Here is a 13,902-nt window from a genome sequence, read left to right on the forward strand (position 1 = left end):
CTAATTTTGACGAGAAAAAATCTATAATTTACGCAATCTTTCCTAAATAAAAGGAGTGCCATGAATTGCCTGCATCAACGTAAAGCAAACAAAAGCTAAGTAAATAATTGAACCAACCCAAATCATTAAACTTGCTTTCGACTCATTCTTAATAGTAGAAGAAACATAAAAACCCAACAACGGAATAATTTGAAGCGAATGAATTCCGAAAAAATGAGCCACTCTTAAATCGCCAAAAAGCGTACTCCAATTTAAAAAGGTAATCCCTGATTCACCAATTTTTCCCCCTACGTTATGGGAATTAATAACGCTCATGTAGCCTCCCATAAAGCTAAAAATGACAAAAAGTATTAAGCCAATTTTTATGGAAAGGGCAAAAGGTTTACTGATGGAATCAGTTTTTTGGAAGATAAATCTTAGTGAAAGAATCAAGGTAGCAGTAGTGAGCCAAACAATCATGATACCCATGATAGCATACAAAATACCGCCTAAGAGTTCTGTCTGATTGAAATGCGATAATTTTCCCCTAAAAGCTTGAATGGTAATGACGCCGTTTTCGTATAACATAACAATGGTGGCTAAAATAGAATACCATTTTACTCGATTTTGATTGTTTACGTAAAAAAGCAAATACGCCATCGTCCACGCATATATCCACGTACTCAAAGCAAATTTTAGGGGCTTTATCATAGAATTAATCCCTAAAATTATCTCGGTATTTACGGTTGCGTATAAGCCGAGACAAACCGCCAAAATTAGAAAGAATAAGCCCAATTTTGCTAATAGTGAATTTCTGCTAAATATCTTTATAATTAGTTTCATGGAAGGATTGAGTCTTGACTGTTTTAATAATAAAAAACAAAAGATAACCCACCGGACCAAACATAAAAGTAAATGGCAATGTCAGCGTGTAAAGCCACCTCGAAATTTGTAATTGTTGCGATTTTTTAACGATGTAGGCACCCACAAATAAATCAAATGCTAAATAGTGAATCCAGCCCATCGCAACCGCATTGTCATTTTGAAATAGCGCTTTTACATTCACCAAAGTGCTGAAACTATCCACGCTGAAACCCGAAATGTCTTTCAATAATAAATAGGCGTACAAAATAGAGAAGAGCAAAACGATTCCATTCAAAATGATGGTTTGCGTGTACTTCCAATTGGGCAGAAAGATTAATAAAATCCAGCCCAAAAGCACGAAGGAATTGGCGAAAGAAAAGATTGATGAGGCGTTCATGGTTGATTGGGGTTTTTGAGAATATTGTGAATACTTAAAATTGCAAAATAGCTTTTTCGGAGGAACTTTTCGAAAGCTTTAAACTTTCAAGAAGTTAATAAATTAGGGAAAATCTATCTCATTCACCCTGATTTACAATTAGGCGTGGTTTGGTTAAGTATTTTAAAGCAAAGATAATAATTTCTCTAAATGATGATAATCAATTCCAAAATACGCTTTCGTAGCTTTCAATTTCTCTAAAATTTCCGCTTGTTTCTTGGGATTTGTTTTGCCTTTTATGCCTACAACCAATACATTTTTTGGCGTGTGAGCATCAGAAATGAATTGGAAAACCTTGGTTTTGTAGCCAAAATATTCCAAAATCATGGCTCTGATTCCGTCCGTTACCATTTCGGCTTGGCGTTCTAAAAAAATACCGTATTTGGTCAAAAAGTCTAATTCGTTTTTGGCTTTATTTTTCTCAATTTCCCTTCTAATTTGTTTGTGACAGCACGGAGCCACCACAATTAAATCGGCTTGGGCGGTGATTCCTTTGTAAATTGCATCGTCAGTGGCAGTGTCGCAGGCGTGGAGGGCGATGAGAATATTGGTATCTGTACTATCGTAATTTTCAATCGTTCCCTCGGTGAAATTGAGGTTTTTGAAGCCCGTTTTTTCAGCAATATTATTACACAATTCCACCATGTCGGGGCGAAATTCTACGCCCCTTACCGCCGTTTCTAACTTCAAAACATTGGTTAAATAATCGTACAAAGCAAAAGTTAAATAGCCTTTTCCCGAACCCATATCAACCACTTTTTTGAGATTTTCGGCAGGAATTTCTTTGATTAGCGAACTCAAAATGTCAACGTAATGATTGATTTGCTTGTATTTATCCTGCGCATTTTTATAGACATTTCCTTCTGTATCAGTAATTTTTAACTCGTGCAAATATGATTTTCCCTGACTTTCAATCAGGCGTTTTTTTGCATGGTCATGGTCTAAAGAAATGTTGGTGTTTTTACTGGTAGGATTTATTTTTTTTATCGTAATCTTTTGATTATTAAGCTGTTCTAAGATTAAATCAAATTCATTGGTAAAAAGTGTGGCGATTCTGAAACCATTTTTAATCGCTTCTTGAATTAGTTTTATGCCTTCTTCAATCGTAAAATTTTTGACAATATCACGGGTTTTATAACGATACGTAAAACTCAGATTTTCAATCCGTTTTATCAAAATCCGTTTGACGTAAATATTCTTCAGTTCTGCTTCTGAACCTTTATAATTTCCCAAAGAAATTTTGATGAAAGAATTCTGTAAAATACTTTCAGAAAGTGATGATATAAATTGTTCTTTTTGCACAATTGTGTGATATTATATCAGACCACAGATTGTACAGATTTGACGAATTTTCACAGATTTTTAATAATTTTATCCGTGGAAATCTCTATAATCCGTATAATCCGTGGTCTAAATGGGTATAAAAATCTTACTCGGAAATTTCGAATGTTCTGGGTAATGCCATTAGATTCGCATAGTAGGAAGGAGCGCAACTATAGATATATTCCAAGAGTGTATTGACATCGGCATGAAAATCAAATTGAATATCTGGATGCAATTTTACCAATTTTTTCAAGACAAAATCGGTTCGTTTTGCCACGTAATTCGCTAAGGTATCGGATTTTGAAGAGTATTTTTTAATCCACTTTAATTGCTTTTCAAAACAGTCTTTCAACAATTTTATGGTCAATTCAATTTCACCGTATTTATCTTTCGTAATTTTTACATGGCGAGTAATTTCGGCATTGACATAGCGCATATCCATCATCAAATAACCCGATGAATAAGCATCGGTGCGATACAATTTATCAATGGCTGCTTTCACTTCATCACGGCGAAAATCTACACTTGCGTTGCCCTCAACCAACATAAATTGCAACTGTTGGCTCAGAATATCGTCTTTGGTAATGAGTCTTAATAATAGCTTATCTTTATCTTTTTGAGGCATTGATAGAATGGCCTGCTGTAAATCTTTTTCTAATTTTGCCATTGATTAGCATTGAGTTTTGAGCGATGAGCGATGAGGAAAAAGCTCATTCTAAAATTTAGGGGTACTTTGACCGATTTTGCAACAAAGTTAATGATTTAGGGGTTAAATAGCTATGAGTTGTGAGCCGTCAGCAAAGAGTGTTATAAAACATTAAAAAAATCGTAGGCGCATCATTCAATATTGCATTTTATTGAAAGCTTATTGCTAATAAACATGAAGAACAAAGGAATATTTTACGCTATAACCATTATCACACTTTGGGCATTGTCGTTGACTTATTTATTGCATTACAAAATTGATTTTAAAGACCCGCTGGTATATGTGTTTTTGCTGATACAAATGCACTTATATACGGGTGTTTTCATTACTGCCCACGATTCAATTCACGGGGTAGTAGCTCCCAATAATAAGCCACTCAACTATTCGATAGGTTTCTTGTGTGCAACCATTTTTGCCTTTAATAATTACGAAAAACTTTCTCGAAAACATCATCTTCATCATGCGCACGTAGTATCAGAAAATGACCCTGATTATTATGATGGAAATTTCTTTCGGTGGTATCTCAAATTTGCGTTGGAATATGTAACGATTTGGCAGATTTTATTGATGGCGGTAACTTATAATCTATTAAAATTATTCTTTCCGATGGAAAATCTCATCGTGTTTTGGGAAATACCGGCAATCCTTAGTACGCTTCAATTATTCTATTTCGGTACTTATCTGCCTCACAGGGGCGAACATCATCCAACTGATCAGTTCAGAGCAAAAAGTCAAAAACTGAATCATTTCCTTGCGTTTATCACCTGTTATTTCTTTGGATATCATCACGAACACCATGCTTATCCTTATCTTCCTTGGTGGAATTTGGCAAAAGCAAAGGAGAAAGAAGATTTACTTATAAAACAATAAAAATAGGCTTTAAATAGTTTTTAAGATGTTGATTTACAGATGGTTGCTTCATTCCTCGTGATGAAAAATTTATCATTACTTGCTGCGTTCAATTGTAAACTGAACTAATCCAGCCAACGATTGCTTAAAAATTGTATTGGGAAATGTACTTAAAATGCCCTGTGCTTCATCCACAAGCCTTTGCATGGCTTTAGTAGCGTATTGAAGTCCACCAGACTGTTTAACAAATTCAATCACTTCAGCAACTTTTTGAGAATTTTCGGATTCGTTTTTGATGATATTAATGATTCGACGTTTTGTTAACCAATCCGCCTGATTTAAGGCATAGATGAGTGGAAGTGTCATTTTTTTCTCCTTAATATCAATCCCTAAAGGTTTACCAATTTCAGCATCGCCATAATCAAATAAATCGTCTTTTATTTGGAAAGCAATCCCTACTTTTTCGCCAAATAATCTGGCTTTTTCTACTGTTTCAACATCGGCACCCACCGAACTAACGCCCATCGCACAACAAGCAGCAATTAATGTAGCGGTTTTCCTGCGAATTATTTCAAAATAAACTTCCTCGGTAATATCCAATTTACGAGCTTTTTCCATCTGCATCAGTTCACCCTCCGCCATTTCTTGAATCGCATTTGAACCAATTTTCAACAACTCAAAATCATCATTATTAATAGAAAGTAGGAGGGCTTTTGATAATAAATAATCACCGACTAAAACGGCAATTTTATTTTTCCAAAGGGCATTCACCGAAAAAAATCCACGACGATAATTTGAATCATCCACTACATCATCGTGTACAAGGGTAGCAGTGTGCAGAAGTTCAATCAAAGCAGCTCCACGATAGGTTTTCTCAGTAACATCTCCGCAAAGTCCTGCCGTTAAAAATACAAACATTGGTCTAATTTGTTTGCCTTTCCGTTGGACGATATAGTTCATAATCGTATCCAACAACATAACTTTGGTTTTCATCGATTGCCTAAACTTTCCTTCAAAGGCTTTCATTTCTTCGGCAATCGGGGCTTGTATTTCTTTAATTGATAAACTCATTATTTCTTAGTTATGAGTTATGAGTTATGAGTTATGAATTATGAGTGATGAGCTATTGGTTATGGATAGGAAGTCACTATTGTTGATTATTTGATAGTATATTAATTTCAAAATTTACTAATTTATAATGCACAACTTATAACGCACAATTCATAACGCACAATTCATAATTCATAATTCACAACTCATTACTCATAACGACACTGCAAATTACATCATTCTATAAAAACTTGTATCTAATCTACATTTATTAACTTGTTTTTATTTTTTTAGTTCGATATTTGGAAGAGAGTTTTATAGTCCGAAAGTTAAAGAGTTAAAAATTTCTGCTACTTTTTGAATAAGAACGATTTAAGTCTTTAACTTTTTTAACCACAAAAATATGAGTAAAATATTAGTATTGGCAGGAGGATCTGTCAAAGGAGCATATCAAGCGGGGGTTGTTAGAGCAGTATTTGAAGCGGGCTTTCGTCCAGATGCTATTTACGGAATATCGGCTGGCAGTATGAATGCCTCTTATTTAGTGAATGATTTAGGAAGTTCGTTCCTTGAAAATGACGGCAATTTAGACTTTAATCAAACAGCATCTGACCTGTGTGATTTTTGGATAAATAATATCAATACACCCGAAAGTCTGGCCTTTAGGCGGGGTACTTATGATTTGGGTATGAGTGCTATCCGGAGAAATTTTGAAGGATTATTGGATACTACGCCACTCCGTGATATTCTGCATAATAATATTCAAATCAGAAACCTTAATGCCAGTCCAATTGGCTTGAAAGTGGGGGCTGTTGATATTATTAATGGAAGTATTGTGTATGCCGACCCAACTTACGAACACTTTTTAGATTACGTCATGGCATCATCGGCCATTCCAATTTTGATGCCTGTAGTCAATATTGGCGGAATGAAAAAAATGGCATTTTTGGATGGAGGTATGAGGGATGTAGCACCCGTCAAAAAAGCCATCAATGACGGCGCAACCGAAATTATTTGTATTGCTTGCCATACTCGAAACATTGATGGGGGCTATTTCCCCTATGGAAATCTATTGGCTTTGGTGGATAGAGTGATGGATATTGCCGTAAATGAATGCCTCAATGCAGATTTGGACTGGGCAGAATTCAGAAATGAATGTTTACCAATGGATGGCTCACCTGGGGCATTTGGAATTTTGGAAGGGCAATCCAGAATTAAACTCAAAATAATTCGCCCGCAAAGATCTTTAAATATTGATATTCAAGAATTTGACCAAGAAGATATTCAACGCATGATTCTGTTAGGCTATCAGCACGGGAAGGATGAAATGGTAGGATATAATTAACTACACTGTTTAATAAGTTATTCTAACATCCCGAAAGTAGAAATAACTTTCGAGATGTTCCCCAATCATAATTTCGATAGGTTATTTTAACTTCCCGAAAGTTATTTCCACTTTCGGGAAGTTTCCCAAAAAAACTTATTATTCATTGTCAATTGAATTAAACCGACATAATATCTTTTTCTTTATCGGCAAATGTTGATTCAACCTTTGTAATATAGCTATTGGTCAAAGTCTGAATTCTATCTTCGCCTTCTTTTATGGCATCTTCCGATGCACCATCGGCTTTCAATTTCTTGATACTATTATTAGCATCCTGACGCACGTTACGGACATTGATTTTTGCCGTTTCGATTTCGTTTTTCACCCGCTTTACCAATTCACGACGACGTTCTTCGGTGAGTGGTGGAATATTTAAACGGATATTTTCCCCATCATTCATCGGATTTAATCCAATATTTGAGTTTCTGATTGCCTTTTCACATTCTTGAATCATCTTTTTCTCGAAAGGTTTCACCAAGATTGTCCGAGCATCGGGGGTACTAATAGACGCTGCACCCGAAAGTGGCGTATTCATGCCGTAATAATCAACTTGAATACCATCCAACATGGCAGGAGTGGCTCTTCCCGCACGAATTTTTGATAATTCAATGGCTAAATGTTTCAACGCACCATCCATGGTTTCTTTGGCAGCGTCAATATAAAATTCTATTTCCTCCATTTTTCAATGAGTAATTTGTGAATGAGTGATTGAGTAGATTTGTAGGAAACAGCGAGTTTTAAATTTCTCTAAAAACTGTTCACCATTAATTAATAATTATTAACTAATTAACGTTCCAACGGTTTCGCCTTTGGCTAAATTGAGCAGATTATCTGATTTATTCATGTCGAAAACAATAATTGGAACTTCATTTTCTTGACACAACGTGAATGCCGTAGTATCCATGATTTTTAATCCTTTGGCAATTGCTTCGGCAAATGATAAAGTATCGTATTTTGTTGCTAAAGGGTCTTTTTCTGGGTCAGCGGTATAAACACCATCAACTCTTGTGCCTTTCAAAACCACTTCGGCTTCGATCTCAACGGCACGCAAAGCAGCGGTAGAATCAGTGGTGAAATAAGGATTTCCTGTGCCAGCACCAAAGATTACGATACGACCTTTTTCTAAATGTCTCATGGCTCTTCTACGGATAAAAGGCTCACAAATAGTATCCATTTTTATGGCAGTAAGTAGACGAGTGTACATCCCGTGTTTTTCCAAAGAAGCCTGAATTGCCATGCCATTTATCACGGTCGCTAACATACCCATATAATCGCCTTGCACACGGTCAATACCTACTTTTGCAGCAGCAGCACCTCTAAAAATATTGCCTCCACCAATCACAATAGCGACTTCAACGCCTAAATCTTTTACTTTTCTAATTTCCTGAGCGTATCGCTCTAAGATTGAAGGGTCTATAACTTCGCCACCTGAACTAAGGGCTTCGCCAGATAATTTAAGAAGAATACGTTTATACTTGGGTTTGTCCATGATGTAAGGTTTTTTGCGAGGACAAAGATAGGGAAAAGCAGGCTCAATTCACAAATTTGAAAATAGGCTAATCTGAAATAATTTACGAATTAGCCTATTTTTTAGAATTGAAGTGTGATTATACTCAAGCGGTTCGCCGCCCGATTACACATTTTCAAATTATCAATTTGGTGTCATTCAAACTCAATCATTACTTGATTTTTTTCAACGTTTTGTTTTGGCGTAATTTTAATAGCTTTGATGATGCCTTCGCCCGTAGCTTTCAATACATTTTCCATTTTCATAGCCTCTAAAATAAGGATGGTATCGCCTTTCTTGACGGTATCACCTACCTTGACTTTTATGTCCACAATAAGTCCTGGCATGGGGGCTTTGAGGTCATTAACCTTTGAAGAATTGGCATTACTCATACCCAATTGGTCGAGGAGAATATCGAAACGGTCTTTTACCGAAACGGGATATTTCGTATTATTTATTTTAATTAAAAAAGATTTAGCCTGATAATCCGCCTCCAAAACCTCAGCATTGAAGGAACGATTATTATAGATGACATGAAAATTTCCATCCTTTACTTCAACCATATCCCATTTGAAAGGTTGTGAGTTGACAGAAATTTCGTTTTTATCTGACTGAATATCAAAGGTTTGCGACTTTACGGCGGCTTTTAGCATGGGCAATTGAAAGTTGACAATTAATTTATGATTTATTCACCAAATATACGCCAACTAAAATAATTCCCATGCCAATAAAGTGCTGAATTTGTATAGCTTCTCCGTCAAGAATTCCCCAAAGGATGGCAACAATTGGAATAAGATAGGTTACAGAACTCGCCAACACGGCACTGGTTATTTGAATCAATCTATTGAAAAGTACCATGGCTACCGCTGAACCTAATACGCCCAAAAGCACTGAATATAAAAGAGGTACTTGAGCTTCTGGAAGCATTACTTTATCCATAAAATCGCCGCTAAATAATACGACAAGAGCCACTGGCCCGATGGTCATGAAGATAAAGGAAGTGATTAGGAATGGGCTTAAATCAAGTCCGGTGAGGTATTTTTTGGTAATGTTCAAATTGAAGCCGTATAAAAGCGTGGCCGCAATTACGTAGAAAGCATAATTGTTAAATTGTAAGCCTTTTGCGCCTGCCAATATTAATAATAGCGCTCCAATAAAGCCCAAAATAATACCAAAAACTTGGCGTTTTGTGATGAGATTTCCGAAGAAAAGGCCGCCAACAATGAGCGTAAATAGGGGAGTAGTTGAGTTCAAGGCACCCGAAACACCGCTATCCAATTTGGAACCTGCCAACGAAAATAAATAGGCAGGAAAGAGATTTCCTAAGCATCCAACTACTAAAAATAGATGCGCTTTTTGAAGAGGAATTTTTTTGATATTTGCTAAAAAGAAAGGCAAGAAAAAGCAAAAAGCCGCCGTTATACGCAATGAGCCTACTTGAGAGGCATCAAAAATAATCAAACTCTTTTTGACAAGAATAAATGAACTTCCCCAAATGACTGCCAAAAGAGCCATTAAACCCCAAGCAAAAGTAGGGTTTTGAAGTTTTGAGATAATGGGTTGATTAACAGTAGTTTTTGTTTCCATGCAAAGATAACCCACGCAAAGTTTAGAAAGTTTCCTTCTATTAGGTTTAACGTCGTGGCAATAAGGCAATCATTGATATATTCGTTAAGTATTTTATGGAACTTATAATCTAATTAATGGGCTCTTTTAAACGCTAAACGCTAAACGCTAAACGCTAAACTTATTTCGGACATCTATTTCCCCATTTTCTTAATTTGGGAAATTTATTTTTCATCAAGCAAGTAGTGATTCCAAACTCTAAAAGAATACTGCTATTAAAGCCCGATGAAACCGATGAAAACTCCAAATGTACACCCGCTGCTCGTGTTATCATGGCTCGTAAACCCACAAAAATGCCAACGGAAGTTTTAAAACTGCCTTGATAGGTTTCGCCTCCTAAGAAAGCGCCAATATAAGGGTCGAAATTGCCATCAGAAGCATCAGAAGCATAACCGAAATGTTGATATCCTCTGAAACTGATGTGGTTATAATTTTCAAAAACACGTATAAAACGATAGGCATGAATGCCCAAACCGTAAAAATCACTTTGGGGTAATCGCCGCTCTAAATTGAGGCTTAAAAACGTTGGGTGAGAGGGCAAAATCCGGTCGGCTTTTTCTAAATCTTGGTCAGAACCGTAGGCAAAACTTAAGTATATAGGTTTCTCGCCCTGAGCTTTTAGTTTCATGGAAAACAAACAAATCAATATAGACAAAACCAGTCCAGATTTCAAAATTAGGTTTATTTAGCGTTAATAATGGGTATTGATTTAAGAAGTAGAAGTAGGTGGAGTGCTAAAGAATTGTGAAATTGGTCAAAAAATATGAATACTCAATATTTCCCCAAGTATAAAGACAATTCATTTGTGTAAATTTGCAAAGAAAATTAAAAATCTCCCCTCATGCAAATCCTAAAAAACCAAAACCTCACCATCAAAATAAACCCAAATGGGGCAGAACTTACCAGCCTTTTTAACAACGAAAACCAAACGGAATATATATGGAATGCTGACCCTGCATTTTGGGGAAAATCATCGCCCGTGTTGTTTCCAATTGTGGGTTCATTGAAAGAAAATAGTTATTGTTTTGAGGAGCAAGAATACACTTTACCACGGCATGGATTTGCCCGTGATAGCGTATTTATTGTGGAAAAATCAGATGAAACTCATGCAACTTTTTTACTAACTTATGATGAAAATACGTTGAAAGTTTACCCTTTCAAATTTGAATTTCGTTTGATATATTCCTTAGAAAATGATACGCTAAATGTTACTTATTTCGTGAGAAATATCGGAGAAAATAAGTTGTATTTCTCAGTGGGTGGACATCCTGCTTTTACCGTTCCTTTATCAGAAAATACTTCTTATGATGACTGTTATTTGGAGTTCAATAAAACAGAAACTTTCAAACGTTGGGGGCTTACGTCAGATGGTTTAATTGAAACGCAACCATTTGATTTTCTAATAGATACAAATAAATTAGCTTTGACGAAAGAACTATTTTATGACGATGCAATTGTCTTTAAAAACCTTGAATCAACGTCCGTTATTTTAAAATCGGATAAAACAAATCGGCAATTAAAATTCGATTTTGAAGGCTTTCCGTATTTAGGTATTTGGGCGGCAAAAGAGGCTGATTTTGTCTGCATTGAGCCGTGGTGTGGCATTGCCGATGCAGCAAATCATCATCAGGAATTGACGGAGAAGGAGGGAATTATTTGTTTGGATTTGGGAGAAACTTTTGAAAGAACTTGGCGGGTCACTATTAGCTAAATGTCATACTTATAGCATGAAAAAATAGATGATTTTTTAAATAAACGTTAATTTGCGATTTCGTTATACAATTTAAAAGAAAAAACATATCAATGATAATTCTCCGCTTAATCAGCATCGTGTTGTATTTTTGTGAGCGTATAACTATCATAAAAATAAAACAATCCAAATGAGTCAAAATCCAATCCGAAAACAGGATGCCTTAGACTATCATTCTAAAGGTCGCCCTGGCAAAATTGCCGTTATCTCCACCAAAGAAACTGAAACTCAACGTGATCTCTCTTTGGCTTATTCCCCGGGTGTAGCTGAGCCTTGTTTGGAAATTGCTGCGAATCGTGAAAATGTCTATAAATATACTGCAAAGGGCAATTTGGTGGCAGTTATCACGAACGGAACGGCCGTTTTAGGATTGGGAAATATTGGAGCAGAAGCTTCAAAACCCGTGATGGAAGGTAAGGCAGTTTTGTTCAAAATCTTTGCGGATATTGATGTTTTTGACATCGAACTAAATACCGAAGACCCCGAAGAACTCATCAGAACGGTCAAAATTCTTGAACCTACTTTTGGCGGAGTGAATTTGGAAGACATCAAGTCGCCCGAATGTTTTGAGATTGAAGAAAGACTCAGAAAAGAACTTAATATTCCTATTATGCACGACGACCAGCACGGTACCGCCATCATTTCGGGTGCTGCGCTGTTAAATGCTTTGGAGATTGTTGGCAAGAAAATTGAAGACTGTCGTTTCACCGTTTCGGGAGCAGGTGCTGCGGCGCTTTCATGCATGAAATTATACTTAGGATTAGGGGCGAAAGTAGAGAATATTTTGATGTTTGATAAAGATGGATTAATCTCAAAATCTCGTACTGATTTGAATAAATACGTTGCTCCGTTTGCCACCGAACGTACTGATATTCATTCACTTACGGAAGCAATGGTGGGAGCGGATGTTTTCTTGGGGTTATCGGTTGGCAATATTGTAAACCAAGGTATGATTAAGTCAATGGCGAAAGATGCGGTTGTTTTTGCCATGGCAAATCCAACGCCAGAAATCTCTTACGAAGAGGCCGTAGCCGCCCGTGAAGATATCATCATGGCAACGGGTCGTTCAGATTTTCCGAATCAAGTGAATAACGTCTTGGGCTTCCCGTATATATTTAGAGGTGCGTTGGATGTACGAGCCACTGAAATTGACGAAAACATGAAAATGGCAGCGGCAAAAGCATTAGCTGCTTTAGCTAAAAAGCCCGTTCCAGATATTGTAAATTTAGCTTATAACGAAAAAAATCTTTCTTTCGGACGAACTTATATCATCCCAAAACCCGTTGATCCACGATTAATTACCACCGTAGCGCCCGCCGTGGCTCGTGCGGCAATGGAATCTGGGTTGGCTCAAAATCCTATTTTGGATTGGGATGCCTACGAATCAGAACTGAGCAAAAGATTAGGTTTGGATAATCAATTGATGAAATATATCGTCAATCGTGCCAAGCGTTCACCTAAACGAGTTGTTTTTGCCGATGCAGAAAATTTGAAGGTTTTGAAAGCCGTACAACAGTCGAAAGATGAAGGTATTTGTACGCCAATTTTATTGGGAGATATTGCAAAAATTAAGGGTATAATCGCTACTAATAACTTGGATTTGAACGAAGTAGAGATTATTGACACTCGTTCGCCCAAGATGGCAGAACGTTTGAAAAGTTATGGAAATTTATTTTTTGATAAGCGAAAACGAAAAGGATATAACCTATACGAAGCTCAAAAACAGATGCAAGTAAGAAGTTATTTTGCTTCAATGATGGTAGAAACGGGCGATGCAGATTGTGTTATTTCGGGTTTGACCCGTAATTATCCAGATGCTATTCGTCCAGCTTTGCAGATTATTGGCCGTGAAGATGGTGTGAAAAAAGTATCGGGTATGTATATTCTTTTAACCAAAAAAGGTCCCGTATTTTTCTCTGATACCACCGTGAATTTTAATCCAAGTGTGGAGGATATTGTTGAAATAACGGAGCTTACAGCCAAAGCCGTTGAGCAATTTAATTTGAAACCCAGAATTGCTTTATTGACGTATTCTAACTTTGGAACGGCTGATGGCGAAGATGCTTTGAAAATGCGTGAAGCAACGGCAATTTTACAGAAAAAACATCCTGAAATGATTGTGGAGGGTGAAATGCAAGCACATTTAGCCTTTGATAATGAGTTGATTAAAGAAAACTATCCATTCTCGAAATTAGCGGAAGAAGGAGCCAATACCTTGATTTTTCCAAACCTTTCAGCCGCAAATATTGCGTATAATTTATTGAAAGAAACCTCTGATATTGAGTATATTGGGCCAATTTTATTAGGTTTGAAAAAGCCAGTTTATGTGCTACAATTAGGTTCGTCGGTGCGTGAAATCGTGAATATGGTAGCCATCGCTGTGGTGGAAGCACAAGGGAAATGATTTTTTGATGATTGATATTCGTTT

The 13,902-nt window shown here is 36.5% G+C and carries 14 protein-coding genes; 4 read left to right on the top strand and 10 right to left on the bottom strand.

Annotated features, from left to right (window positions below):
- Positions 1 to 42: 42 nt before the first annotated feature.
- The 4 genes from AC1W31_RS02770 to AC1W31_RS02785 form a co-directional block, all read right to left on the bottom strand.
- Entirely contained in the window at positions 43 to 822 is a 780-nt protein-coding gene (locus AC1W31_RS02770) for a hypothetical protein (RefSeq protein ID WP_481732874.1), read from the bottom strand.
- Complete coding sequence (locus AC1W31_RS02775; RefSeq protein ID WP_481732875.1) at positions 797 to 1,240, bottom strand: ABA4-like family protein; 444 nt, start codon at positions 1,238 to 1,240, stop codon at positions 797 to 799. The genes AC1W31_RS02770 and AC1W31_RS02775 overlap by 26 nt, the downstream gene beginning before the upstream one ends.
- A 162-nt stretch (positions 1,241 to 1,402) precedes the next feature.
- Positions 1,403 to 2,581 (bottom strand): class I SAM-dependent methyltransferase, encoded by a 1,179-nt coding sequence (locus tag AC1W31_RS02780; RefSeq protein ID WP_481732876.1) that lies wholly within the window; start codon positions 2,579 to 2,581, stop codon positions 1,403 to 1,405.
- 127 nt (positions 2,582 to 2,708) lie between these two features.
- Positions 2,709 to 3,269, bottom strand: a complete 561-nt coding sequence (locus AC1W31_RS02785) for a hypothetical protein (protein ID WP_481732877.1) — start codon at positions 3,267 to 3,269, stop codon at positions 2,709 to 2,711.
- Positions 3,270 to 3,482: 213 nt separating this feature from the next.
- Here AC1W31_RS02785 and AC1W31_RS02790 point away from each other — a divergent pair, with 213 nt between their 5' ends.
- Complete coding sequence (locus tag AC1W31_RS02790) at positions 3,483 to 4,178, top strand: fatty acid desaturase (protein ID WP_481732878.1); 696 nt, start codon at positions 3,483 to 3,485, stop codon at positions 4,176 to 4,178.
- A gap of 75 nt (positions 4,179 to 4,253) precedes the next feature.
- On the opposite strand, the gene AC1W31_RS02795 is transcribed toward AC1W31_RS02790, so the two are convergent.
- The gene (locus AC1W31_RS02795; protein WP_481732879.1) at positions 4,254 to 5,228 is read right to left on the bottom strand and encodes a polyprenyl synthetase family protein; all 975 of its coding nucleotides are present in this window, start codon (positions 5,226 to 5,228) and stop codon (positions 4,254 to 4,256) included.
- Between the two features lie 382 nt (positions 5,229 to 5,610).
- On the opposite strand from AC1W31_RS02795, the gene AC1W31_RS02800 reads away from it, so the two are divergent.
- Positions 5,611 to 6,552: a patatin-like phospholipase family protein gene (locus AC1W31_RS02800; RefSeq protein WP_481732880.1), complete on the top strand. Its 942-nt coding sequence runs from the start codon at positions 5,611 to 5,613 to the stop codon at positions 6,550 to 6,552.
- A gap of 157 nt (positions 6,553 to 6,709) precedes the next feature.
- On the opposite strand, the gene frr is transcribed toward AC1W31_RS02800, so the two are convergent.
- The 5 genes from frr to AC1W31_RS02825 all read right to left on the bottom strand — a co-directional run bounded on the left by frr (position 6,710) and on the right by AC1W31_RS02825 (position 10,352).
- Positions 6,710 to 7,270, bottom strand: a complete 561-nt coding sequence (gene frr / locus AC1W31_RS02805) for a ribosome recycling factor (RefSeq protein WP_481732881.1) — start codon at positions 7,268 to 7,270, stop codon at positions 6,710 to 6,712.
- A 99-nt stretch (positions 7,271 to 7,369) separates the two neighbouring features.
- A complete protein-coding gene (gene pyrH, locus AC1W31_RS02810; RefSeq protein WP_481732882.1) occupies positions 7,370 to 8,080 on the bottom strand; it encodes a UMP kinase in 711 nt (236 codons plus the stop codon).
- A 173-nt stretch (positions 8,081 to 8,253) separates the two neighbouring features.
- A complete protein-coding gene (locus AC1W31_RS02815; RefSeq protein WP_481732883.1) occupies positions 8,254 to 8,751 on the bottom strand; it encodes an acyl-CoA carboxylase biotin carboxyl carrier protein subunit in 498 nt (165 codons plus the stop codon).
- Positions 8,752 to 8,776: 25 nt separating this feature from the next.
- Complete coding sequence (locus AC1W31_RS02820) at positions 8,777 to 9,700, bottom strand: DMT family transporter (RefSeq protein ID WP_481732884.1); 924 nt, start codon at positions 9,698 to 9,700, stop codon at positions 8,777 to 8,779.
- Positions 9,701 to 9,845: 145 nt separating this feature from the next.
- Positions 9,846 to 10,352, bottom strand: coding sequence for a hypothetical protein (locus AC1W31_RS02825; protein ID WP_481732885.1), 507 nt, complete (start codon positions 10,350 to 10,352; stop codon positions 9,846 to 9,848).
- A gap of 213 nt (positions 10,353 to 10,565) precedes the next feature.
- On the opposite strand from AC1W31_RS02825, the gene AC1W31_RS02830 reads away from it, so the two are divergent.
- Together AC1W31_RS02830 and AC1W31_RS02835 are read left to right on the top strand one after the other, a co-directional pair.
- A complete protein-coding gene (locus AC1W31_RS02830; protein WP_481732886.1) occupies positions 10,566 to 11,435 on the top strand; it encodes an aldose 1-epimerase family protein in 870 nt (289 codons plus the stop codon).
- A 169-nt stretch (positions 11,436 to 11,604) separates the two neighbouring features.
- On the top strand, positions 11,605 to 13,878 hold the full coding sequence (locus tag AC1W31_RS02835) for an NADP-dependent malic enzyme (RefSeq protein ID WP_481732887.1): 2,274 nt from the start codon (positions 11,605 to 11,607) through the stop codon (positions 13,876 to 13,878).
- Positions 13,879 to 13,902: the final 24 nt, after the last annotated feature.

The organism is Arcicella sp., assembly GCF_964672035.1.